This is a genomic window from Escherichia sp. S10b (assembly GCF_028421345.1).
Lineage (GTDB): Bacteria > Pseudomonadota > Gammaproteobacteria > Enterobacterales > Enterobacteriaceae > ECMA0423.
In genome coordinates this window covers 1-24,816 of sequence record NZ_JAHZSO010000164.1, presented here as the reverse complement: position 1 = coordinate 24,816, position 24,816 = coordinate 1, and the positions used below count along the sequence as shown (strand labels likewise).

General features: G+C 52.8%; 22 protein-coding genes. 9 read left to right on the top strand and 13 right to left on the bottom strand.

Annotated features, from left to right (window positions below):
* The first annotated feature begins 323 nt into the window (after window positions 1-323).
* The 5 genes from FTE26_RS13545 (at window position 324) to FTE26_RS13525 (ending at window position 7,414) form a co-directional block, all read left to right on the top strand.
* Entirely contained in the window at window positions 324-1,412 is a 1,089-nt protein-coding gene (locus FTE26_RS13545) for an ATP-binding protein (RefSeq protein ID WP_000074859.1), read from the top strand.
* Between the two features lie 10 nt (window positions 1,413-1,422).
* Window positions 1,423-3,702 (top strand): DUF5682 family protein, encoded by a 2,280-nt coding sequence (locus FTE26_RS13540; protein WP_001294420.1) that lies wholly within the window; start codon window positions 1,423-1,425, stop codon window positions 3,700-3,702.
* Complete coding sequence (locus tag FTE26_RS13535; RefSeq protein WP_000040703.1) at window positions 3,695-4,831, top strand: vWA domain-containing protein; 1,137 nt, start codon at window positions 3,695-3,697, stop codon at window positions 4,829-4,831. The genes FTE26_RS13540 and FTE26_RS13535 overlap by 8 nt, the downstream gene beginning before the upstream one ends.
* A complete protein-coding gene (locus tag FTE26_RS13530; protein ID WP_046464101.1) occupies window positions 4,828-6,828 on the top strand; it encodes an SWIM zinc finger family protein in 2,001 nt (666 codons plus the stop codon). The genes FTE26_RS13535 and FTE26_RS13530 overlap by 4 nt, the downstream gene beginning before the upstream one ends.
* Window positions 6,829-6,952: 124 nt before the next feature.
* Window positions 6,953-7,414, top strand: a complete 462-nt coding sequence (locus FTE26_RS13525; protein WP_001295429.1) for a YehR family lipoprotein — start codon at window positions 6,953-6,955, stop codon at window positions 7,412-7,414.
* A 39-nt stretch (window positions 7,415-7,453) separates the two neighbouring features.
* On the opposite strand, the gene FTE26_RS13520 is transcribed toward FTE26_RS13525, so the two are convergent.
* From FTE26_RS13520 to btsS, 3 genes are read right to left on the bottom strand one after another with little or no spacing between them, the layout of a single operon-like run.
* Window positions 7,454-7,924 (bottom strand): DUF1456 family protein, encoded by a 471-nt coding sequence (locus tag FTE26_RS13520; RefSeq protein ID WP_000950409.1) that lies wholly within the window; start codon window positions 7,922-7,924, stop codon window positions 7,454-7,456.
* 46 nt (window positions 7,925-7,970) lie between these two features.
* On the bottom strand, window positions 7,971-8,690 hold the full coding sequence (btsR, locus tag FTE26_RS13515) for a two-component system response regulator BtsR (protein WP_000598641.1): 720 nt from the start codon (window positions 8,688-8,690) through the stop codon (window positions 7,971-7,973).
* Entirely contained in the window at window positions 8,687-10,372 is a 1,686-nt protein-coding gene (btsS, locus tag FTE26_RS13510; protein WP_001295431.1) for a two-component regulatory system sensor histidine kinase BtsS, read from the bottom strand. Before btsS ends, btsR begins: the two co-directional genes overlap by 4 nt.
* Before the next feature lie 221 nt (window positions 10,373-10,593).
* Between btsS and mlrA the strand changes: the two genes are divergently transcribed.
* Together mlrA and FTE26_RS13500 are read left to right on the top strand one after the other, a co-directional pair.
* Complete coding sequence (gene mlrA / locus FTE26_RS13505; protein ID WP_001240401.1) at window positions 10,594-11,325, top strand: HTH-type transcriptional regulator MlrA; 732 nt, start codon at window positions 10,594-10,596, stop codon at window positions 11,323-11,325.
* Between the two features lie 59 nt (window positions 11,326-11,384).
* Window positions 11,385-11,492: a protein YohO gene (locus tag FTE26_RS13500; RefSeq protein WP_001216963.1), complete on the top strand. Its 108-nt coding sequence runs from the start codon at window positions 11,385-11,387 to the stop codon at window positions 11,490-11,492.
* On the opposite strand, the gene yehW is transcribed toward FTE26_RS13500, so the two are convergent.
* From yehW to bglX, 5 genes are all read right to left on the bottom strand, one after another.
* Complete coding sequence (yehW, locus tag FTE26_RS13495) at window positions 11,473-12,204, bottom strand: glycine betaine ABC transporter permease YehW (protein ID WP_000783120.1); 732 nt, start codon at window positions 12,202-12,204, stop codon at window positions 11,473-11,475. The two genes, FTE26_RS13500 and yehW, sit on opposite strands and share 20 nt — an antisense overlap.
* Window positions 12,205-12,208: 4 nt before the next feature.
* A complete protein-coding gene (gene yehX, locus FTE26_RS13490) occupies window positions 12,209-13,135 on the bottom strand; it encodes a glycine betaine ABC transporter ATP binding protein YehX (protein WP_000569325.1) in 927 nt (308 codons plus the stop codon).
* Window positions 13,128-14,285, bottom strand: a complete 1,158-nt coding sequence (gene yehY / locus FTE26_RS13485) for a glycine betaine ABC transporter permease YehY (RefSeq protein WP_000221772.1) — start codon at window positions 14,283-14,285, stop codon at window positions 13,128-13,130. Before yehY ends, yehX begins: the two co-directional genes overlap by 8 nt.
* Window positions 14,286-14,291: 6 nt before the next feature.
* Window positions 14,292-15,209 (bottom strand): glycine betaine ABC transporter substrate-binding protein OsmF, encoded by a 918-nt coding sequence (gene osmF / locus FTE26_RS13480; protein ID WP_001130307.1) that lies wholly within the window; start codon window positions 15,207-15,209, stop codon window positions 14,292-14,294.
* 210 nt (window positions 15,210-15,419) lie between these two features.
* Window positions 15,420-17,717, bottom strand: coding sequence for a beta-glucosidase BglX (gene bglX / locus FTE26_RS13475; RefSeq protein ID WP_000871517.1), 2,298 nt, complete (start codon window positions 17,715-17,717; stop codon window positions 15,420-15,422).
* A gap of 195 nt (window positions 17,718-17,912) precedes the next feature.
* Between bglX and dld the strand changes: the two genes are divergently transcribed.
* The gene (gene dld / locus FTE26_RS13470; protein WP_000097369.1) at window positions 17,913-19,628 is read left to right on the top strand and encodes a D-lactate dehydrogenase; all 1,716 of its coding nucleotides are present in this window, start codon (window positions 17,913-17,915) and stop codon (window positions 19,626-19,628) included.
* A gap of 37 nt (window positions 19,629-19,665) precedes the next feature.
* On the opposite strand, the gene pbpG is transcribed toward dld, so the two are convergent.
* Complete coding sequence (pbpG, locus tag FTE26_RS13465; RefSeq protein ID WP_001319943.1) at window positions 19,666-20,598, bottom strand: D-alanyl-D-alanine endopeptidase; 933 nt, start codon at window positions 20,596-20,598, stop codon at window positions 19,666-19,668.
* A gap of 173 nt (window positions 20,599-20,771) precedes the next feature.
* Window positions 20,772-21,359, bottom strand: coding sequence for a Yip1 family protein (locus FTE26_RS13460; protein ID WP_001295454.1), 588 nt, complete (start codon window positions 21,357-21,359; stop codon window positions 20,772-20,774).
* A 169-nt stretch (window positions 21,360-21,528) separates the two neighbouring features.
* On the opposite strand from FTE26_RS13460, the gene FTE26_RS13455 reads away from it, so the two are divergent.
* Window positions 21,529-22,107, top strand: coding sequence for a DedA family protein (locus FTE26_RS13455; RefSeq protein WP_001296821.1), 579 nt, complete (start codon window positions 21,529-21,531; stop codon window positions 22,105-22,107).
* Window positions 22,108-22,236: 129 nt separating this feature from the next.
* Here the strand turns inward: FTE26_RS13455 and FTE26_RS13450 are convergent, their stop codons facing one another.
* The 3 genes from FTE26_RS13450 to FTE26_RS13440 form a co-directional block, all read right to left on the bottom strand.
* The gene (locus tag FTE26_RS13450; RefSeq protein ID WP_000079526.1) at window positions 22,237-22,998 is read right to left on the bottom strand and encodes an SDR family oxidoreductase; all 762 of its coding nucleotides are present in this window, start codon (window positions 22,996-22,998) and stop codon (window positions 22,237-22,239) included.
* 52 nt (window positions 22,999-23,050) lie between these two features.
* Entirely contained in the window at window positions 23,051-24,487 is a 1,437-nt protein-coding gene (mdtQ, locus tag FTE26_RS13445; RefSeq protein ID WP_001078114.1) for a multidrug resistance outer membrane protein MdtQ, read from the bottom strand.
* A gap of 262 nt (window positions 24,488-24,749) precedes the next feature.
* Window positions 24,750-24,816, bottom strand: a 67-nt coding sequence (locus tag FTE26_RS13440) for an IS1 family transposase (protein WP_004209611.1), incomplete at its 5' end; no start/stop codon positions are given.

Here is a 24,816-nt window from a genome sequence, read left to right as displayed (position 1 = left end):
CCTGCAGCCCCCCCCGTCCGGTAGCCAGGACTTGAAATAGGTTCGATCCGGCGCAACGTCCCAACAGTCAGGATTATAAATCTCATTATCTTAATTGCAACGGGGTCCAGCCGTGGTTATAATTCGTTCGTTGGAACACGATGTTGCACAGGCTGTGGTGTTAGGCCTGAAAATAGTAAATAAAAGAACCTGCCTCACCAGCAGGTTTTTTTATTTACTGTGATCTGCTTTCCAGATATTTTCCGCTCAAACAACTAATGCGCCAAACATTTATTGCGCGTAAAATATCGTTTATTTCATTAATACATTTCAGGGATGAATATATGTCACCGCAGAATAATCATCTGCAGCGTCCGCCTGCTGCTGTGTTATACGCCGATGAACTGGCAAAATTAAAACAAAATGATAACGCACCTTGCCCGCCCGGTTGGCAGTTAAGTTTGCCTGCGGCCCGTGCTTTTATCCTTGGCGATAGCGCGCAAAATATTAGCCGTAAAGTGGTGATTAGTCCCTCCGCTGTCGAACGTATGTTAGTCACTCTTGCCACCGGACGCGGTTTGATGTTGGTGGGGGAACCTGGCACCGCAAAATCTCTCCTGTCTGAATTACTGGCAACCGCTATTAGCGGCGATGCCGGGTTAACCATCCAGGGCGGCGCATCTACCACTGAAGATCAAATCAAGTACGGCTGGAACTACGCTCTGCTTATCAATCATGGCCCATCAACGGAAGCGCTGGTCCCTGCCCCGCTTTACCAGGGAATGCGCGACGGCAAAATCGTCCGTTTCGAAGAGATAACGCGTACACCGCTGGAAGTACAAGACTGTCTGTTAGGTATGCTTTCTGACAGGGTGATGACGGTGCCGGAACTCACCGGTGAAGCCAGTCAGCTCTATGCGCGGGAAGGCTTTAATATTATTGCCACTGCCAATACCCGCGATCGCGGCGTCAATGAGATGAGTGCCGCGCTAAAGCGTCGCTTCGATTTTGAAACCGTCTTTCCGATTATGGATTTCGCCCAGGAGCTGGAGCTTGTCGCCAGTGCTTCGGCGCGTTTGCTGGCCCATAGCGGTATTCCGCATAAAGTGCCTGACGCGGTACTGGAGTTACTGGTCCGCACCTTCCGCGATCTGCGTGCCAACGGCGAAAAGAAAACGTCAATGGATACACTAACAGCGATTATGTCCACCGCTGAAGCCGTGAACGTGGCCCACGCCGTAGGCGTCCGCGCCTGGTTTTTAGCGAATCGCGCAGGTGAGCCAGCCGACCTGGTGGACTGCATTGCCGGAACCATCGTCAAAGATAACGAAGAAGATCGCGCTCGTCTGCGCCGTTACTTCGAACAACGAGTCGCCACACATAAAGAAGCTCACTGGCAGGCTTATTATCAAGCCCGCCACCGCCTGCCGTGAGGAAAGATGCATGAGCGAGCCGTTAATTGTCGGCATCCGGCATCATAGTCCGGCCTGCGCCCGGCTGGTGAAATCGTTAATCGAAAGCCAGCGGCCACGATACGTATTGATTGAAGGCCCGGCTGATTTTAATGACCGGGTAGACGAACTGTTTTTAGCCCACCAGCTTCCGGTAGCTATTTACAGTTATTGCCAGTATCAGGACGGTGCAGCCCCCGGGCGTGGTGCCTGGACGCCATTTGCTGAATTTTCGCCGGAGTGGCAGGCGCTACAAGCCGCACGTCGTATTCAGGCACAAACTTACTTCATCGATTTGCCTTGCTGGGCGCAGAGTGAAGAAGTGGACGATTCGCCTGATACGCAAGAGGAAAGCCAGGCCTTGCTGCTGCGTGCCACCCGCATGGATAACAGCGACACCCTGTGGGATCACTTGTTCGAAGATGAAAGCCAGCAAACTGCATTACCCTCTGCACTGGCGCACTATTTTGCCCAACTGCGGGGCGACTCCCCCGGAGATGCTCTCAATCGTCTGCGCGAAGCCTTTATGGCCCGCTGGATTGGATGGGCGATGCAGCAAAATAATGGCGACGTGTTAGTTGTCTGCGGTGGCTGGCACGCTCCGGTACTGGCAAAAATGTGGCGCGAATGCCCGCAGGAAATTAACACGCCAGAATTGCCGTCGCTGGCAGATGCCGTTACAGGTTGTTATCTCACCCCCTACAGTGAAAAGCGCCTTGATGTGCTGGCAGGATACCTTTCCGGAATGCCTGCCCCGGTCTGGCAAAACTGGTGCTGGCAGTGGGGCTTACAGCAGGCGGGAGAACAACTGCTAAAAACGGTTCTCACCCGTTTGCGCCAGCACAAGTTGCCTGCTTCGACCGCGGATATGGCTGCCGCTCATCTGCATGCGATGGCACTGGCACAGTTGCGCGGTCATACACTACCGTTACGCACTGACTGGCTGGATGCCATAGCAGGATCGCTGATTAAAGAAGCCCTGAATGCGCCGTTGCCGTGGAGCTATCGCGGTGTTATTCATCCCGACACCGATCCGATTCTGCTAACGTTGATAGACACATTAGCGGGTGACGGATTCGGTAAACTTGCCCCTTCTACGCCACAACCTCCTCTGCCAAAAGATGTCACCTGCGAACTGGAACGTACCGCAATCTCCCTTCCGGCGGAGCTTACCTTAAATCGCTTTAACCCCAATGGACTAGCGCAAAGTCAGGTGTTACATCGGCTGGCAATACTGGAGATCCCAGGGATTGTGCGCCAGCAGGGAAGCACACTGACACTTGCAGGCAACGGTGAAGAACACTGGAAATTAACCCGCCCGCTTAGCCAGCATGCGGCATTGATTGAGGCCGCCTGCTTTGGTGCCACACTCCAGGAAGCCGCACGCCATAAATTAGAAGCCGATATGCTGGACGCGGGTGGAATCGGCAGTATCACCACATGTCTTAGCCAAGCGGCGTTAGCGGGTCTGGCGTCCTTCAGTCAACAATTACTGGAGCAACTCACATTATTAATCGCCCAGGAAAATCAATTTGCCGAAATGGGCCAGGCGCTGGAAGTGCTATATGCCTTATGGCGGCTGGATGAAATTAGCGGTATGCAAGGCGCGCAGATATTACAAACGACGTTATGCGCGGCTATCGATCGCACGCTGTGGCTGTGTGAATCTAACGGCAGACCGGATGAAAAGGAGTTTCACGCTCACCTGCATAGCTGGCAAGCGCTTTGCCATATTCTGCGCGATCTACATAGCGGCGTTAATTTATCCGGCGTTTCGCTTTCTGCGGCGGTAGCCTTACTGGAGCGACGCAGTCAGGCGATTCATGCCCCGGCGCTGGATCGCGGCGCGGTTCTTGGCGCACTAATGCGTCTGGAACATCCCAACGCCAGTGCCGAAGCGGCGCTGACGATGCTGGCGCAGTTATCCCCGGCACAATCCGGCGAGGCGCTGCAAGGTTTGCTGGCATTAGCCCGTCATCAACTGGCCTGTCAGCCGACATTTATCGCCGGTTTCAGCAGTCATTTAAATCAACTAAGTGATGCCGATTTTATCAATGCCCTGCCCGATTTACGCGCGGCGATGGCCTGGCTACCGCCACGAGAACGCGGAACGCTGGCGCATCAGGTGCTTGAGCATTATCAACTGGCGCAACTTCCCGTTTCGGCACTGCAAATGCCGTTGCATTGTCCACCGCAAGCCATTGCACATCATCAACAACTCGAACAGCAGGCACTGGCATCGCTGCAACACTGGGGAGTTTTCCATGTCTAAACTGAACGATCTTCTGACCACCCGTGAGCTACAACGCTGGCGATTAATTCTTGGCGAAGCGGCAGAAACGACGCTTTGTGGGCTGGATGACAACGCCCGGCAGATAGATCACGCGCTGGAGTGGCTGTATGGGCGCGATCCTGAACGACTCCAGCGTGGTGAACGCTCTGGTGGATTAGGTGGCTCAAATCTCACCACTCCTGAGTGGATCAACAGTATCCACACGCTGTTTCCGCAACAGGTGATTGAGCGGCTGGAAAGCGATGCCGTACTGCGCTACGGCATTGAAGATGTGGTGACAAATCTCGACGTGCTGGAACGTATGCAGCCTTCCGAAAGCCTGCTACGCGCCGTTTTGCACACCAAACATCTGATGAATCCCGAAGTACTGGCTGCCGCCCGCCAGATAGTGCGCCAGGTTGTTGAAGAAATTATGGCGCGACTGGCAAAGGAAGTTCGCCAGGCTTTTTCTGGTGTCCGCGATCGCCGTCGCCGTTCATTTATTCCACTGGCGCGAAACTTTGTTTTCAAAAGTACTCTGCGCGCCAACCTGCAACACTGGCACCCGCAACACGGCAAGTTGTATATCGAATCCCCCCGCTTTAACAGCCGCATTAAACGCCAAAGCGAACAATGGCAACTGGTCTTACTGGTTGATCAAAGCGGATCGATGGTCGATTCGGTGATCCACTCTGCGGTGATGGCGGCCTGTTTGTGGCAGTTACCCGGCATTCGTACCCATCTGGTGGCGTTTGACACAAGCGTCGTTGATCTCACGGCAGACGTTGCCGATCCGGTAGAGTTATTAATGAAAGTACAGTTGGGCGGCGGGACCAATATCGCCAGTGCCGTGGAGTATGGTCGGCAACTTATTGAACAACCAGCGAAAAGCGTCATTATCCTCGTGAGCGATTTTTACGAAGGGGGTTCATCATCATTACTGACGCATCAGGTGAAAAAGTGTGTCCAGAGCGGCATCAAAGTGCTGGGACTGGCAGCGCTCGATAGCACAGCAACACCTTGCTATGACCACGATACGGCCCAGGCGCTGGTAAATGTCGGCGCACAAATAGCCGCCATGACACCGGGCGAGCTGGCATCATGGCTTGCGGAGAATCTTCAGTCATGAATTCACTACGTCCGGAATTATTAGAACTGACACCGCAGGCCCTGACGGCGTTAAGCAATGCCGGTTTTGTTAAGCGCAGTCTTAAGGAACTGGAAAATGGCAACGTCCCGGAAATCAGCCATGAGAACAGCGCTTTAATCGCCACCTTCAGTGACGGTGTCCGTACCCAGCTGGCGAACGGCCAGGCACTGAAAGAGGCTCAGTGCAGCTGCGGGGCCAGCGGTATGTGCCGTCATCGCGTGATGCTTGTGTTAAGTTATCAACGACTTTGTACTACCGCCCAGCCTACGGAAAAAGAAGAAGCGTGGGATCCGGCAATCTGGCTGGAAGAACTGGCTACCCTGCCCGATGCCACCCGCAAACGCGCGCAGGCGCTGGTCGCTAAAGGCATCACCATTGAGTTGTTCTGTGCGCCGGGCGAAATTCCCTCTGCCCGCTTACCGATGAGCGATGTGCGTTTTTATTCCCGTAGCAGTATTCGTTTCGCCCGTTGTGATTGTATTGAAGGCACACTTTGCGAACATGTCGTACTGGCTGTGCAGGCCTTCGTCGAGGCCAAAGCGCAGCAAGCAGAATTTAACCATTTAATCTGGCAGATGCGCAGCGAACACGTCACATCATCTGACGATCCGTTTGCCAGCGAAGAAGGCCAAACGTGTCGTCAATATGTTCAGCAATTAAGCCAGGCATTATGGCTTGGCGGCATCAGCCAGCCGCTTATTCACTACGAGGCAGCATTCAACCGCGCATTGCAGGCGGCAGAGGCCTGCAACTGGCGCTGGGTGAGTGAATCACTACGACAGCTACGGGCAAGCGTTGATGCCTTCCACACTCGCGCCAGCCACTATCATGCCGGAGAATGCTTACGTCAGCTTGCGGCATTAAACAGTCGATTAAATTGCGCACAAGAGATGGCCCGGCGCGACAGTGTTGGTGAAGTTCCTCCTGTGCCGTGGCGCACGGTCGTTGGCTCTGGCATTGCCGGAGAAGCAAAGCTTGATCATCTGCGGCTGGTGTCTTTAGGTATGCGTTGCTGGCAGGATATTGAGCATTATGGTTTACGCATCTGGTTTACCGATCCCGACACCGGCAGTATTTTGCACCTTTCGCGCAGTTGGCCGCGAAGTGAACAGGAAAACTCACCGGCAGCTACGCGTCGGCTGTTTAGTTTTCAGGCTGGCGCACTGGCGGGTGGGCAAATTGTTTCACAAGCAGCAAAACGCAGTGCCGATGGCGAGCTGCTGTTAGCTACCCGCAACCGCTTAAGCAGCGTTGTGCCGCTGTCGCCTGATGCCTGGCAAATGTTGAGCGCGCCGTTACGCCAGCCGGGCATTGTGGCTTTGCGGGAATATTTACGCCAGCGTCCCCCCGCCTGCATACGGCCTCTTAATCAGGTCGATAACTTATTTATTCTGCCGGTCGCTGAGTGTATTTCGCTCGGTTGGGATAGCAGCCGCCAGACGCTGGATGCGCAGGTAATCAGCGGCGAAGGTGAAGATAATCTCCTGACGTTATCCCTTCCGGCATCTGCCTGTTCTCCTTTTGCCGTTGAACGCATGGCGGCGCTTTTGCAACAAACAGACGACCCCGTGAGTCTGGTTTCTGGCTTTGTCAGTTTTGTTGATGGGCAATTGACACTGGAACCACGGGTGATGATGACAAAAACCCGCGCCTGGGCGCTGGACGCGGAAACTGCGCCTGTGGCACCGCTACCTTCTGCCAGCGTTTTGCCTGTGCCGTCTACCGCTCATCAGTTGCTGATGCGCTGCCAGGCGTTACTTATTCAACTGCTCCATAACGGCTGGCGCTATCAGGAACAGAGCGCTATTAGTCAGGCAGAGTTGCTGGCGAATGACCTCTCCGCGGTCGGTTTTTATCGGCTGGCACATATGTTGGGACAATTTCGTAATACAGAAAGCGAGGCACGGGTAGAAGCAATGAATAACGGTGTTTTACTTTGCGAACAATTATTCCCCATGCTTCAGCAACAAGGATGAAATAGTGCTTTTTACTAAGAGTTCTACTCCAGTTCCGGACTGCTCACGTCACGGTATTAGGCATATTCTATATAGCCCCTGGTGAGAGTCACCAGTTTCTTGATTAAATAAAATGGAGTTTTACATGAAGGCTTTCAATAAGCTGTTTTCCCTCGTTGTTGCATCTGTTCTGGTTTTCTCTCTTGCTGGCTGCGGTGACAAAGAAGAATCGAAGAAATTCAGCGCCAATCTGAACGGCACTGAAATTGCCATTACCTATGTCTACAAAGGTGACAAGGTGCTTAAGCAATCTTCTGAAACCAAAATTCAATTTGCTTCTATTGGTGCAACCACCAAAGAAGACGCTGCCAAGACACTTGAGCCGTTAAGCGCCAAATACAAAAACATCGCGGGTGTTGAAGAAAAATTAACCTATACAGATACCTACGCGCAGGAAAACGTGACTATCGATATGGAAAAAGTGGATTTTAAAGCCCTGCAGGGTATTTCAGGAATCAACGTTTCTGCTGAAGATGCCAAAAAAGGTATCACTATGGCGCAAATGGAACTGGTGATGAAAGCCGCTGGTTTTAAAGAAGTGAAATAATCGGTTGGCGGTCATGCTCTAAACATGACCGCCAATTTTTTAGCCTTTTTTCACATGCTGGCGCGCTGCCAGTCCACGCAGAAAATAACGTAAAAATTGATCGCCGCATTCGCGGAAGTTTTTATGATCCGGTGCACGCATCATCGCTGTAATTTCCGGCATCGAAACGCGGAACTGCTGTTCGGTGAGGATCGCCAGAATGTCATCGGTTTTCAGCGAAAACGCGATGCGTAATTTTTTCAGCACGATGTTGTTATTAATGCGACGTTCCGGCTCCAGTGCCGGAGCAGACTCATCCTTGCCGCGTTTTTCATAAATCAGGCCATTGAGGAATGACGACAAAACAATGTCCGGACAACGCTGAAAACCCTCTTCGTCTTCTTTACGTAGCCAGACGGCGATCTGTTCCGCGGTGGCTTCGACATTACCCAGCGCCAGAATACGCACCAGGTCATTATTATTGGCTTTCAAAATGTAGCGCACGCTGCGCAGAATATCGTTACTTAGCATGAGGCCTTCAGGTGTTGATGAGGCAAAAAGCCATTTTAGCAGTCTTTTACAGGCCAATCGCCTCTTTTAAGCTTTTCAGATAACGGCGGCTGACCGGCACGGTTAAGCCATTACGCAAAATCAACTCGGCCTGGCCGTTATCTTCCAGACGAATCTCCTGTAAATGCGCGAGGTTAACCAGATACTGACGATGGCAGCGCAGTAGTGGTGTACGACTTTCCAGGGTACGTAATGTCAATTCGGTAAAGCCCTCTTTCCCTTCGTGGCTGGTAACGTAGACACCGCTCATCCGACTGCTGACAAATGCCACATCTTTCATTTGCAGCAAATAAATCCGACTATGCCCCGTACAAGGGATAAATTTCAGCGCCTGTTGATTTTCCGGTAACAGCGAAACATCCTGCTTGCTGCGCTCCTGACGCAATCGCGCCAGCGTTTTCTCCAGTCGCGCTTCATCAATTGGCTTCAGCAGATAATCAAAGGCATGTTCTTCAAAGGCTTTAATAGCGTATTCGTCAAACGCAGTGAGAAAAACAATATACGGGCGATGTTCCGGGTCAAGCATCCCAACCATTTCCAGACCACTGATGCGCGGCATCTGGATATCGAGAAACAGCACATCCGGGCGCAGTTTATGCACCGCGCCGATCCCTTCCACGGCGTTTGAACACTCTCCAACGATTTCAATATCGCTCTGCTCCTGCAAAAATACACGCAGGTTCTCCCGTGCTAACGGTTCATCATCGACAATTAAGACTTTAATCATGCCTCGTCCCTCCATGGTAGTCGTAACGTTATTCGGGTGTAACTATCAGGCTCACAGGCGACGCTTATTCCATAGTCATCGCCAAACCGTTCACGTAAACGCTTATCCACCAGATTCATCCCCAGCCCACTGGCATTGGTTACCGGTTGATACAAACCGGCATTGTCTTCGATCTCCAGCATCAAATGTTGCCCCTCACGTCGGGCGCTGATTGCCACTCGCCCTGTATCCAGCAGTTGTGATGTCCCATGTTTAATGGCGTTTTCCACTATCGGTTGCAGGGTAAACGCGGGCAATTGCTGCTGGGATAATTCTTGCGGAATAGCAATGTTGACCTGCAACCGCGACTGGAAGCGCGCCTTTTCAATTTGCAGATAAGCGTTCACATGTTCAATTTCGTCGGCGAGAGTAACAAACTCCGAAGGCCGCTTTAAGTTTTTGCGGAAAAAAGTGGAAAGATACTGCACCAGCTGGCTGGCCTGTTCGCTGTCGCGACGGATCACCGCTTTAATGGTGTTAAGCGCATTAAACAAAAAATGGGGGTTCACCTGGGCGTGAAGCAGTTTGATCTCTGACTGGGTGAGCATCGCTTTTTGCCGCTCATATTGCCCGGCGAGGATCTGCGCCGAAAGCAGTTGCGCAATCCCCTCGCCCAGCGTGCGGTTGATTGAACTGAATAAACGGTTTTTGGCTTCATACAATTTGATGGTGCCCATCACCCGCTGATTTTCACCACGCAACGGAATTACCAGCGTCGACCCCAGTTTGCATTGCGGATGCAAAGAGCAACGATAAGGTACTTCGTTGCCATCAGCGTAGACCACTTCACCGGTTTCAATCGCTTTTAAGGTGTAAGTCGAAGAAATCGGTTTGCCGGGTAAATGGTGATCGTCACCAATTCCGGTAAAGGCCAGCAATTTCTCTCGATCGGTAATCGCGACTGCACCAATATCCAGCTCCTGATACAGCACCTGTGCCACTTTCATGCTGTTCACTTCGTTAAACCCCTGTCGCAAAATGCCTTCCGTCGAGGCTGCCACTTTCAGCGCAGTGGCAGAAAAAGCCGAAGTGTATTTTTCAAACATCGCGCGTTTATCGAGCAATATACGCATAAACAGCGCCGCGCCGACGGTATTGGTGACCATCATTGGCGCAGCAATATTACTCACCAGACGCACCGCATCTTCATAAGGTCGGGCGATCGCCAGGATGATCAGCATTTGCACCATTTCAGCGACGAACGTGACGGCACCGGCGGTAATGGGGTTAAAGACTTTATCAGTGCGCCCGCGACGGATCAGGATGCTGTGTACCAGGCCGCCGAGCAATCCTTCAACGATGGTTGAGATCATGCAACTTAGCGCGGTCATGCCCCCCATCGAATATCGATGTAAGCCGCCGGTCAGACCAACCAGCCCACCGACGACCGGACCGCCGAGTAAGCCGCCCATTACCGCGCCTATCGCACGGGTATTGGCAATAGAATCGTCAATGTGCAACCCAAACCAGGTGCCCATGATGCAGAAGATGGAAAAGACGATGTAGCAGAGAAATTTATGCGGCAGACGAACCGTGACCTGCATTAACGGTATGAATAATGGCGTTTTACTCATTAACCACGCAATGACTAAAAAAACGCACATCTGCTGAAGCAGCAGCAACACCAGATTAAAATCGTACATACCCGCAAACCACACTTCCCTTTAAAACGCGTAACATACATTGCCTGCGTTTAACTTTCTTTGAACTCTTGCAGAAAAATGAGAATTCGTGAGTACGATCACTCAAAATCGCCTGGCAAAAATAAAATCACCCTATAGATGCACAAAAAACGGGCAAAACTACCTGGTTCGCAAAACTGCGTCTAAAGTTAAACCGGGACCTCGCGAGCAAGGGTGAGACGATGGCGCTTTACACAATTGGTGAAGTGGCGTTGCTTTGTGATATTAACCCTGTCACGTTACGCGCGTGGCAGAGGCGTTACGGGTTGCTGAAACCGCAACGGACAGACGGCGGTCATCGACTGTTCAACGATGCCGATATTGACCGTATCCGCGAGATCAAACGCTGGATCGACAACGGCGTGCAGGTCAGCAAAGTTAAAATGCTGCTCAGTAATGAAAATGTTGATGTGCAGAACGGCTGGCGCGATCAGCAAGAAACATTACTGACCTACCTGCAAAGCGGCAATCTGCATAGCCTGCGAACGTGGATCAAAGAGCGCGGTCAGGATTACCCCGCCCAGACACTCACCACACATCTGTTTATTCCTCTGCGCCGACGGCTTCAGTGCCAACAACCGACTCTCCAGGCGCTGCTGGCGATCCTCGACGGCGTACTGATCAACTACATCGCCATTTGTCTGGCTTCGGCACGTAAAAAACAGGGTAAAGATGCGCTGGTGGTTGGCTGGAATATTCAGGATACCACCCGTCTGTGGCTGGAGGGCTGGATTGCCAGTCAACAAGGATGGCGCATTGATGTCCTCGCCCACTCGCTCAATCAACTACGCCCTGAACTATTCGAAGGCCGTACATTGCTGGTGTGGTGCGGTGAAAATCGAACCTCCGCCCAACAGCAGCAACTCACCAGTTGGCAAGAACAAGGCCATGATATTTTCCCACTCGGCATTTAATGATTCGTTAACAAATGCGCTTTACTGTACAATCCTTTCGTTAACATAAGGAGTGCAATATGCGCATAGCTAAAATTGGGGTCATCGCCCTGTTCCTGTTTATGGCGTTAGGCGGAATTGGTGGCGTCATGCTCGCAGGTTATACCTTTATTTTGCGTGCTGGCTAAGCGCCTGCACCAGCCTTTCAAACAGGCGGTCTGCGATGATCGCCGCCAGTGCCACCAGTAACGCCCCCTGGATCACATACGCGGTATTAAATCCGCTAAGCCCGATGATGATGGGCGTACCCAGCGTGCTGGCTCCTACCGTTGAGGCGATCGTCGCCGTACCAATGTTGATAATCACCGAAGTTCGCACGCCCGCCAGAATCACCGGAGCCGCCAGCGGTAGCTCGACCTTACGCAGTCGCTGACCACGACTCATTCCCATACCTTTCGCAACTTCTGTCACGCTGGCATCGATCGCTCCCAGCCCGGCAAGTGTCGCCTGCAGGACGGGCAGCACACCGTAAAGGATCAAGGCGATAATCGCTGGTTGCAGACCAAAGCCGATCACCGGAACGGCAATCGCCAGCACTGCGACAGGCGGAAAAGTCTGTCCAACGGCGGCAATAGTTTCCACCAGTGGGCGAAATTCCGCGCCCCACGGGCGAGTGACAGCAATTCCGGCACCAGTGCCAATGATCACCGCAAACAAACTCGAAATTCCCACCAGCCAGAAATGAGCCAGTGCCAGAGCTGCAAAACTTTCTTGCTGATAAACGGGTCGTGGCAGTTGTGGGAACAAGGCAGCAAACAGCGGCTGGCTGTAAGGCAGCCAGAAAATCAGTGCCACAAACAAAGCAATGAGCCAGAACAGCGGATCGCGCAACATTTTCATACGCTTACGCCTCCTCCAGCAGATCCTGAAAATGCAGCGTGCCGCAAGGCTGGCCCTGCGTGTTCATCACCGGCAGCACCTCGCATCCCCGCGCGACAAACAGGGAGAGCGCATCGCGTAGCGTCATCTCTTCTGCCAGTGCCTCACCTTCTGCCCGTTCTTCGCGACGCACGTAATCCGCCACACTACGTAACGAAAGCAGGCGCACCCCCAGTTCACTACGTCCAAAAAACTGGCGGACAAAATCATTCGCCGGACGAGTCAGCATCGTCAGCGGATTCCCCTGCTGCACCACTTCACCGTGATCCATCAATACCAGATGTTCTGCCAGCCTTAGCGCCTCATCAATATCATGAGTGACCAGCACAATAGTGCGCCCCAGCAAACGGTGAATGCGCGTCATCTCTTGTTGCAACGCGCCGCGCGTTACCGGGTCCAGTGCGCCAAAAGGTTCATCCATCAGTAAGACTTGCGGATCGGCAGCCAGTGCGCGCGCCACTCCCACACGTTGCTGCTGACCACCGGAAAGCTGATGCGGATAACGCTCACGCAAATTTGACTCCAGCCCCAGTAGCGTCATTAATTCGTCGATACGATCGTCAATCCGTGCCCGCGACCATTTTTGTAATTGCGGCACGGTAGCGATGTTTTGCGCCACGCTCCAGTGGGGGAACAGGCCAATAGATTGAATGGCATAGCCCATCCGGCGGCGCAACTCCAGTACTGGCAGCGAGCGAATTTCTTCTCCGGCAAAGCGGATCTCTCCGCTGTCATGTTCCACCAGGCGGTTAATCATTTTCAAGGTGGTGGATTTGCCGGAGCCAGATGTGCCAATCAGCACCGAAAAACTCCCTTCCTGAAAATTGAGATTAAGATCGTTAACGGCTTTTTGTGCGCCAAACAGTTTGCTGACATGGCTAAATTCAATCATTACGTTTCACCTTCAGCAGTGCGATAAGCAAATCGAACAGGGCATCGATCAGCACCGCCAGAACAATTACCGGGATCACCCCCAGCAACACTAAATCAATGGCGCTGCTTAGCAGCCCCTGGAAAACCAGCGCACCAAAACCGCCTGCGCCGATTAACGCCGCAATCACCGCCATACCTACAGTTTGCACCATCACCACCCGCAGGCTGCGCAGAAATACCGGTAACGCCAGCGGTAACTGAACATGCAGGAATCGCTGCGCCCCGCTCATCCCCATCGCTCTGGCGCTCTCCAGCACATCGCGCGGGATCTGGTTCAAGCCTACTACCACGCCGCGCACCAGCGGCAGCAAGGCATAGAGCACCAGCGCAATCAGTGCGGGTGTCATTCCGGTTCCTGCTATGCCGAGCTTCCCCAGCCACGGAAAGGCCGTCACCAGCGCGGCAAGCGGCGCAATCAACAGGCCAAAGAGCGCCACCGAAGGCACGGTCTGAATGACATTGAGCAGAGAAAAAATTGCCCCCTGCCGCGCAGTGGAAAAGTAGCACCAGATGCCCAACGGCACACCAATCACTAACGCAGGCAGCACCGCACCAAACAGCAACGTCAGATGTTGTGCCAGCGCGTCGTCAAACACATCCTGACGGTTGGCGTATTCTTTCATTAGCGAGAGATCGTTAAGCGTGCCGGAGTACAGCAACCACAGCGGAATAATGGCAATCTGCATATGCAACAACCAGCGCCACAGCGGATGCGTGGAGATTCGGCGGATGGCATCGCTACAGGCCAGCAATGCCAGCGCCGCAGCCAGCCAGAAACCACTGCCGAGGCTGGTACGCGCCAGCGCACTGCCATTTTGCGCCAGTTGGGTCGCCGCTTTTCCAGCTCCCCACACCAGCAATACGAAGACGAATTGCGCCAGAATGAGTGCAAAAATGCTGCCTTTTTTAGCGGGAATAAAACAGGCTGTCAGCCAGGCGCAACCAAAGCCCACCAGCATCCAGATCGTTTGCGGCCACAGCTGCCAGAGATGTCGCCCTTCACCCGAGACTAAACGATTAGGCGCGTAGCTGATAAACGGCAGCGCTGCTGCGATTGCCGTCAGCAACAGCAGCAGCGCCAGAACAGGATTAATACGTAGATAAGTCACGGGAAATTACTTCGTCCACCCTTTTTGTTTCAGGTAGTCGGCAGCCACTTTTTTGGCATCCAGTCCTTCCACTGCAATGCTGGCATTCAGTTGCTGCAATGTTTTTGCATCGAGGCTGGCGAAGACTGGCTGTAGCCACTGTGCCATTTGCGGATACTCTTTCAGCACCGACTCACGCACCACTGGTGCAGGCGCGTAGATAGGTTGCACGCCTTGCGGATCGCTTAAGGTTTGCAGCCCCAGCGCCGCTACCGGGCCGTCAGTGCCGTAAGCCATTGCAGCATTAACGCCAGAGGTTTGCTGGGCAGCGGCTTTGATCGTCACCGCCGTGTCGCCACCAGCCAGTGACAGCAACTGATCCTGACCGAGCTTAAAGCCATAGGCTTTTTCAAACGCGGGTAACGCATCGGCGCGTTCGATAAACTCTGCCGAGGCTGCCAGTTTGAAGGTGCCGCCCTCTTGCAGATAACGACTCAGGTCGGCAAGCGAAGTGAGTTTATTTTTCTCTGCCACATCCTGACGCACGGCGATAGTCCAGGTGTTATTTGCAGGCGCGGGCGTCAGCCAGATTAACTTGTTGTGCTCCGAATCGAGCTTTTTGACTTTCTCGTAACCTTGCTGCGCGTTTTTCCACGCTGCATCGTTTTCATCTTTAAAGAAGAAAGCGCCATTGCCGGTATATTCCGGATAGATATCCAGTTCACCGGAAGTAATCGCCCCGCGCACCACAGGAGTCGTTCCGAGTTGCACTTTATTCACCGTCGGTACGCCGTGGCTTTCCAGCACCTGCAAAATGATATTGCCGAGTAGCGCACCTTCGGTATCGATTTTTGAACCGACTTTAACGGGGGAAGCCGCCTGTAGCGGCAGGCTCACGGCTGCCAACATAACCAGTGAACCTGCCCAGAGCTTTAAGAGTGGCATGATGCTTTCCTCATTCTTTTACTGTTGTTTTCAGCGAATTAAGAGAAAAGCATAGTTGATAATGGCGGGGTTAGCTTGAGCGGAAGGATTCAGTTGCAGAATCAGATAAATACTTAAGAGGCATATTCGGTCCGGCGTTTCCTGCCGGATGCGGCGCGAGCGCCTTATCCGGCCTACAAAGGGCGCAAACGTCGCGCCCTTACTAAAGCATTACAGCAACTCAAACTCGCCTTTCTTAACGCGTGCGGAATCAGTGCCGATAAAGACATTGAACTTGCCAGGCTCGGCGTCATATTTCATCTGTTGATTCCAGAACTTCAGCGCCTCAATATCGATCGGGAAGCTGACAGTCTGAGTTTCGCCCGGTTTCAGGGTGATTTTCTCAAAGCCTTTCAGCTGTTTCACAGGGCGACTCATGGAAGCCGTCACATCCTGCAAGTACATCTGCACTACCGTGGCCCCCTCGCGCTTACCGGTGTTCGTCACCTGCACGCTGGCAGTCACTTTGCCGTCACGCTTCATGGTCGGCGCAGAAAGTTTCACATCAGAGACGGTGAAAGTGGTGTAGCTCAGCCCATAGCCGAACGGATACAACGCCCCGTTAGCTTCATCAAAATAACGCGAAGTGTATTTGTTCGGCTTGTCGGCATTATACGGGCGACCGGTATTCAGATGGCTGTAGTACACCGGGATCTGCCCGACAGAACGCGGGAAGGACATTGGCAGCTTGCCGGACGGGTTGTAATCGCCAAACAATACATCGGCAATTGCATTACCGCCTTCAGTCCCCGCAAACCAGGTTTCCAGAATCGCATCAGCCTGCTGATCTTCTTTCACCAGCGCCAGCGGACGCCCGTTCATCAGTACCAGCACCAGCGGTTTACCGGTGGCTTTCAGCGCCGCAATCAAGTCACGTTGGCTTTGCGGAATAGTGATATCGGTCCGGCTGGAGGCTTCGTGCGCCATCCCCTGTGCTTCACCGACTACAGCCACCACCACATCAGATTGTTTCGCCGTCTGCACCGCTTCATCAATCATCTCTTGCGGCGAACGCGGATCGACTTTGACCGCTTCTTCATACTGATTCAGGAAATCGATAATGCCTTTGTCACTGGTAACGTTCGCCCCTTTGGCATACAGCACTTTACCGTTTTCACCGACGGAATTTTTAATCCCGGTCAGTACGGTCACGGATTGATCGGCAACACCGGCTGCGGACCAGCTGCCCATCACGTCACGTTTACTGTCCGCCAGTGGCCCAACCACCGCAATGGTGGCCGATTTTTTCAGCGGTAACGTTTCGAGACGGTTTTTCAGCAACACCAGGCTTTCGCGCGCCACTTCACGCGCTTCTTTACGGTGCAGGCGGCTTTCGGCATTGGTATCCACCGGGTCAGACTCTTTCGGCCCCAAATGGCTGTATGGGTCGTTAAACAATCCCATATCATATTTAACGTTCAGTACATGGCGGGCAGCATCGTCCAGCTCTTCCATCGTCACTTTGCCGGATTTGATCAACCCAGGCAGATACTTCGAGTAATACTCGTCGCTCATACTCATGTTGATTCCGGATTTCAGCGCCACGCGCACCGCATCTTCCGGGTCTGCCGCCGTGCCATGTTTAATCAGCTCTTTGATTGCACCGTGATCGGAAACGGTGATGCCTTTAAAGCCCCACTGGTCGCGCAGAACATCTTTCAGCAGCCAGGAATCGGAGGTGGCTGGCGTGCCGTTCAGCGAGTTCAGCGCCACCATCACCGCGCCGCTGCCTGCGTCCAGCCCCGCTTTGTACGGCGGCATATAATCATTAAACAGGCGCTGCGGACTCATATCGACGGTGTTGTACTCTTTACCGCCTTCTACCGCGCCGTATGCGGCAAAGTGTTTGACGCTGGTCATCACCGAGTAGCGATCTGCCGGGCTTTTACCCTGCATCGCTTCCACCATGGTTTTACCCATTGTTGAGGTGAGATACGTATCTTCGCCAAAACCTTCGGAAGCACGTCCCCAGCGCGGATCGCGCGAGACATCGACCATCGGTGCCCAGGTCATATTCAGGCCATCATCTGCCGCTTCATAAGCAGAGACACGTCCGACCGTTTTCACTGCATCGAGGTTAAAAGACGAGGCCAGACCGAGGCTAATCGGGAACACCGTGCGCTGACCGTGCAGCACGTCGTAAGCAAAGAAAAGAGGAATTTTCAGGCGGCTTAATTCCATCACCTGATCCTGCATGGCGCGGATATCCTGACGGGTTACGGTGTTGAAAATCGCCCCAACCTGACCGTCTTTGATCATCTCGCGGATCGCCTCTTTCGGGTTATCCGGGCCGACGCTGATTAAGCGCAGCTGACCAATTTTCTCATCAACTGTCATTTTCTTAAGCAGTTCGGTGACGAACGCATCCCGCGCTTCGGGCGTTAATGGATGGTTGCCGAATAAATCATCCGCCAGTGCTGGCTGCAGGGCCAGACTCACCGCGATTCCTACTGAACATAGCCATTTCATATGGATTTTTCTTCCTCTGTTGCCCGACGAGGCAGCGAAAATGGTGCAAAAACCGTAGTTTGCCATAAGCATGATGGAGAGAGAAAAAGAATGCTCAGTTTATTGTCTGAATTTTCAAAATATTCACTCGCTGAATTGTCATACAAGGCGCTATTCTAGTTTGTGATATTTTTTCGCCACCACAAGGAGTGGAAAATGTCTTCCATGACAACAACTGATAATAAAGCCTTTTTGAATGAACTTGCCCGTCTGGTCGGTCATTCACACCTGCTCACCGATCCCGCAAAAACGGCCCGCTATCGCAAGGGCTTCCGTTCTGGTCAGGGCGACGCGCTGGCTGTCGTTTTCCCTGGCTCACTACTGGAATTGTGGCGGGTGCTGAAAGCCTGTGTCACCGCCGACAAAATTATTCTGATGCAGGCTGCCAATACAGGCCTGACCGAAGGATCGACGCCAAACGGTAACGACTATGATCGCGATATCGTGATCATCAGCACCCTGCGTCTCGACAAGCTGCACGTTCTTGGCAAGGGCGAACAGGTGCTGGCCTATCCGGGCACCACGCTCTATTCGCTGGAAAAAGCCCTCAAACCGCTGGGACGCGAACCGCACTCGGTGATTGGATCGTCGTGTATAGGCGCATCGGTTATCGGCGGTATTTGTAACAACTCCGGCGGCTCGCTGGTGCAACGTGGCCCGGCGTATACCGAAATGTCGTTATTCGCGCGTATAAATGAAGACGGCAAACTGACGCTGGTGAACCATCTGGGGATTGATCTGGGCGAAACGCCGGAGCAGATCCTTAGCAAGCTGGATGATGATCGCATCAAAGATGACGATGTGCGTCACGATGGTCGTCACGCCCACGATTATGACTATGTCCACCGCGTTCGTGATATTGAAGCCGACACGCCCGCACGTTATAACGCCGATCCGGATCGGTTATTTGAATCTTCTGGTTGCGCCGGGAAGCTGGCCGTCTTTGCGGTACGTCTAGATACCTTCGAAGCGGAAAAAAATCAGCAGGTGTTTTATATCGGCACCAACCAGCCGGAAGTGCTGACCGAAATCCGCCGTCATATTCTGGCTAACTTCGAAAATCTGCCGGTTGCCGGGGAATATATGCACCGGGATATCTACGATATTGCGGAAAAATACGGCAAAGACACCTTCCTGATGATTGATAAGTTAGGCACCGACAAGATGCCGTTCTTCTTTAATCTCAAGGGACGCACCGATGCGATGCTGGAGAAAGTGAAATTCTTCCGTCCGCATTTTACTGACCGTGCGATGCAAAAATTCGGTCACCTGTTCCCCAGCCATTTACCGCCGCGCATGAAAAACTGGCGCGATAAATACGAGCATCATCTGCTGTTAAAAATGGCGGGCGATGGCGTGGGCGAAGCCAAATCGTGGTTGGTGGATTATTTCAAACAGGCCGAAGGCGATTTCTTTGTCTGTACGCCGGAGGAAGGCAGCAAAGCGTTTTTACACCGTTTCGCCGCTGCGGGCGCAGCAATTCGTTATCAGGCGGTGCATTCCGATGAAGTCGAAGACATTCTGGCGTTGGATATCGCTCTGCGGCGTAACGACACCGAGTGGTATGAGCATTTACCGCCGGAGATCGACAGCCAGCTGGTGCACAAGCTCTATTACGGCCATTTTATGTGCTATGTCTTCCATCAGGATTACATAGTGAAAAAAGGCGTGGATGTGCATGCGTTAAAAGAACAGATGCTGGAACTGCTACAGCAGCGCGGCGCGCAATACCCTGCCGAGCATAACGTCGGTCATTTGTATAAAGCACCGGAGACGTTGCAGAAGTTCTATCGCGAGAACGATCCGACCAACAGCATGAATCCGGGGATCGGTAAAACCAGTAAACGGAAAAACTGGCAGGAAGTGGAGTAAAAATTACGGATGGCAGAGTATCGCCATCCGAATTCACTTAATCGTTCTGTGCCGTCTGCCCCGCCGCCGCCATTTGGGCGGCTTTTTGTTTTTTATAGCTCAACGCTGCTGCCGGCACAGGCATCACTTTACCGGTTTCAATCCAGGTACGCAGGCGGCTGGCATCGGCAAAATGGGTATATTTGCCAAACGCGTCCATCACTACCAGCGCCACCGGTTTATTATTGATAACCGTACGCATCACCAGACAATGGCCCGCCGCATTGGTAAAGCCGGTTTTGGTTAACTGAATATTCCAGTTATCGCGATACACCAGATGATTAGTATTGCGGAACGGCAGCGTATACGTCGGGTTAGAGAAGGTTGCCATATCTTCCCGGGTAGTACTTAACTGCCCGATCAACGGATATTGTTTGCTGGCAATGAGCAGTTTGGTTAAGTCACGGGCAGTTGAAACGTTATGCACCGACAATCCGGTAGGTTCAACAAAGCGCGTGTTGTTCATTCCGAGCGATTTCGCTTTCGCATTCATTGCCTTAATAAAGGCTTTGTAACCACCGGGATAATGGTGTGCAAGGCTTGCCGCCGCGCGGTTTTCTGAAGACATCAGCGCCAGCAACAGCATATCTTTACGGCTGATTTCGCTATTCAGTCGTACGCGCGAATAGACCCCTTTCATCTCCGGCGTCTGGCTGATATCCACTTTTAGTTTTTCATCCAGCGGCAGTCGTGCATCCAGCACAACCATCGCGGTCATTAATTTGCTGATAGACGCAATCGGACGCACCAGATCCGGGTGGTTCGAATAGATCACTTTGTTGGTATTCAGATCAACAATCATCGCGCTACCGGAGGCAATTTCCGGTTGTGAAGCGGTGGTAGCGGCTGCCGTTTTCGCAACGGCCTGCGGTGCAAAAGGCACAGCCAGCATCAGGGCCAGGCTAAATAAAGAAACTCGAAATTTCGGCATGATGAGCATTCAGATAGTGGTTCACGCGCACGGGTTGCGCACCGCCGGAGTAAGGATTTACTGAGGCTAGCGACGCCATCATAACGAGCAAAAAGTGCGATCGTCAAAGGAGAATCGTGAGGAAATGCTGCATTGCTGACATTTACGCCAGCAATGCAACGTCAAAGAACTTTCTAGAACAAACGATAACCGTAGCCCCATAGTATAACGGTTAGGGCGAGCAGCACTTCCAGTACCAGCACGCCAATCGCCAGCGTCGAACTAGAGAAGCTAAGGCCTTCCTCTTTGTTGATATTCAGGAAGCTCGGAATACCAAGGTAAAGCAGGTAGCCGGTGTAAAACAGCGCCACCGTGCCGACCAGCGCACACAACCAGACCAGTGGATAAAGCGCCACCAGACCGCTTAAAAACAGCGGAGTTGCAACGTAGCCCGCGAAGACCATGCAGTGCGCAAGTGACGGACGCTGCGGATAATTACGCGCCATCCACCAGATGACCCGCCCCATCACCGCGACCCCAGCCAGCATAACGCCGTAAAACAAGACAGCCAGCGCCAGTCCGGTAAACCAGGATAACTTCAGGATAGTGCCATCGCCAAAATTCCAGCCAATCTGTGTAGTGCCAATGAAGGCGCAAATCACCGGAATCGCCGCCATCAGCAAAACGTGGTGGGTGTAATGGTGAGAAATCGTTTCGTTTTCGCGATTAATCACCTGCATTTCACGATCGGGATGGGAAAACAGTCCCCAGACATGGCTCATACCGCCCCCTTGTTGTGAGTTCATGAACCTGACAGTTCAAGTATAAGTCAGCTTGTGATTATTTTTTGTTCGCCCATGTAATTTTCACTGTCTGATGAACGTCCTTTTTCAGCGTGAATGATTCACAGGGTGTATGCTTACTGGCAACCAAAGGGAGACAGACTGGCCTATGGATCTCAATACACTTATCTCACAATATGGTTATGCCGCGCTGGTGATCGGTAGCCTGGCGGAAGGTGAAACCGTGACTTTGCTGGGAGGCGTTGCGGCGCATCAGGGGCTATTAAAGTTCCCGCTGGTGGTACTTTCTGTGGCGCTTGGCGGCATGATTGGCGACCAGGTGCTCTATCTGTGCGGGCGGCGGTTTGGCGGCAAGCTGTTACGCCGTTTCTCGAAACATCAGGATAAAATTGAGCGGGCGCAGAAACTTATCCAACGCCATCCGTATCTGTTTGTCATTGGTACGCGCTTTATGTATGGCTTTCGGGTGATTGGCCCGACGCTGATTGGTGCCAGCCAGCTGCCGCCGAAAATCTTTCTGCCGCTGAATATTCTCGGCGCATTTGCCTGGGCGTTGATTTTTACCACTATTGGTTACGCTGGTGGTCAGGTGATTGCGCCGTGGTTGCACAATCTCGACCAGCATTTGAAGCACTGGGTCTGGTTGATTCTGGTCGTGGTTCTGGTGGTGGGCGTGCGCTGGTGGCTGAAACGGCGCGGGAAGAAAAAGCCGGATCATCAGGCGTAAAACCATTGCCCTGGGTAAGGCGTTCGCGCCGCATCCGACATCCGGTGCACCATGCCTGATGCGACGCTTGTGCGTCTTATCATGCCTACCAAAATTTTACCCATTGAAATAACCACGCACCTCACTGCGCTATTCTGGGTTGAACTGCGGATTCGCCAACATAAAGCCGCCATCCACTATCAACGACTGCCCGGTGGTGTAATTTGCGCCCTCTGAGCACAGCCACGCTACCAGGCTGGCAATCTCATGCGTTGCGCCAAAACGCCGCAGAGGAATCGAAGGCTCCGCGTCGGGCTTCACGTCGCTGTCATCCATGCCATTCATTGGCGTGGCGATCGCCCCAGGCGCGACTGCGTTCACCAAAATCTTATGCCTGACCAGCTCCAGCGCCATCGTTTTGGTTAACCCGCCGAGCGCATGTTTAGCGGCTGTGTAAGCGCTGGCATCCGGCAGCGGCGTATGTTCATGTACCGACGTAATGTTGATGATGCGACCGCCCTGCCCTTGTTTCACCATCTGGCGGGCCGCAATTTGTGAGCATAAAAATGCACCATCGACATCAACGGTAAAAATCTTGCGCCACTCATCGAAAGCCATATCAAGAAACGGCGCTTTGGTCATTGCGCCCGCATTATTCACCAGCACATCAATACGCCCCAGCCGTTGAATGAGTTTCTCCAGCGCCTGCGCACCTTCTGGCAGTTTACCGAGATCCAGCTGCACGATCTCCGCACGTACGCCGTGGCTAACTACCTCACGCGCGGTATCTTTTGCCCCTTCTTCATCTGAGTGCCAGGTAATGCCAATATCAAACCCCTGCTGCGCCAGTAATAACGCGCACTCTTTGCCGATCCCCGAATCGGAGGCGGTAATAATCGCAACCTGTGCCATCGAGTTCTCCACTTAACGCTGAATAAACGTTAAGTATAGAAGGCGCATATCATCAGCGTTTGTAACCCCCGCCCAACGCACCAGTGAGTTGAATGGAAGCATCCAGCCACTGCCCTTGCAATAACAGGCCATTGGCCCGCTCACGCAGCGCGGGGATTCTGGCTTCGCTGACGCGGGAACCAGCAATGATGCCCGCGTTAAAGCGCGCCTGCGCAAGACCTACCACACGCAAGGCATCGCGCTCAATTTGCGCCTGATGCTGGTTTTTCTCCGCAAGTGTCTGAACCTGACTGGCTGCCCGCGCCACGTCATTCACCGCTTCAACCACCGCTTTGTTGTAGCTGGCGATAGACAAGTTGCTTTCGGCTTTTGCGATATCGAGATTGGCGTTAAGACGACCACTATCGAAAATGGGTAGCGTCAGGCCTGCCGTAACGCCCATTTGCTGCGCGGAATGACGGAACAGATCGCTTAAGTGCAACGCATCCTGTTGCAGGAAGGCCATCAGGTTGATGTCAGGATAAAATGCCGCTTTTGCCGCATCAATGGTGCTTAGCGATGACTCAACGTACCAGTGCGCCGCCTGCAAATCTGCCCGCCGGGCCAGTAAGGAGTACCCCAGTTCATCAGGAAGCTGGCTTGCCACTTTCGGCAACGCGACCGGTTTAAGCTTCAATGACTTTGTCTGGTTATTTGTAAGTGCGCTTAACCGTGCCTCAATAATTTTCATTTTCCCCGCGACATCGTTGAGCTGCTGCCGGGTTTTGCTGGCATTAATATCGGTTTCCACACCTTCAACTGAAGAAGTAATCCCGTTCTGATATAGCTGGCGATCGGTCGCGATAATGGTGTTCTGCTCTTTTTCTATTTGCTGCAAGACCGTGTTTAACGCCGCCTGGGTTTGCCACTCCCAGTACAGGCGGGCTACGCTGCCAGCCAGCAATTGGCGGGTTTGCTCGCGTTCCGCCGCCCGTGCTTTAACCGTACCCAGGCGGGCAGTAACCTCCGCCCGATTCTTTCCCCAGATATCGAGATGCCAGCCCGCCGTTAAGCCAAAAGTTCCGTTGGTGTACCACGGACCGGTCGTACCTGCGGCCGGATCGTTCAGAGCAAACGGCCCCATTAAGCCTTCTGCCGACATTTTTTGCCGCTCCATATCCGCAGAAAAGTCGATCTGCGGACCATCCTGAGTAGCAATTGCCTTCGCCTGGGCTTCAGCTAGCTGAATGCGCTGTTCAGCCACCTGCATATCCGGTGCGTTCTGTAGTGCATTGTTAATTAAGGAAGTGAGTTGATTATCGTGATACTCCAGCCACCATTGGCTGTCTGGCCAACCATTTTTCAGCGCCGTGGGTAATGCGGTGTCAACTTGTGCAGCAGGCGTTTGCTGGCTTAACGCCTGGCGGGTTTCATGCATAGGTGCACACCCGGCCAGCATCAGTAACAGCGGAAAACAGGCGATGGCGGGATAAAAGGAATCACGATTCATGGGGGAATAATCAGGTAAGAAAAGGTGCGCGGAGATTACCGTGTGTTGCGATATATTTTTTAGTTTCGCGTGGCAATACATCAGTAGCAATAAAACGACATATCCAGAAAAATATACACTAAGTGAATGATATCTTCCGATTTATCTTAATCGTTTATGGATAACGGCAAAGGGCTTCGTTTTTTCCTATACTTATTCAGCACTCACAAATAAAGGAACGCCAATGAAAATTATACTCTGGGCTGTAGGTAATGACTCCAACTTATTGATAGTGTTTTATGTTCAGATAATGCCCGATGACTTTGTCATGCAGCTCCACCGATTTTGAG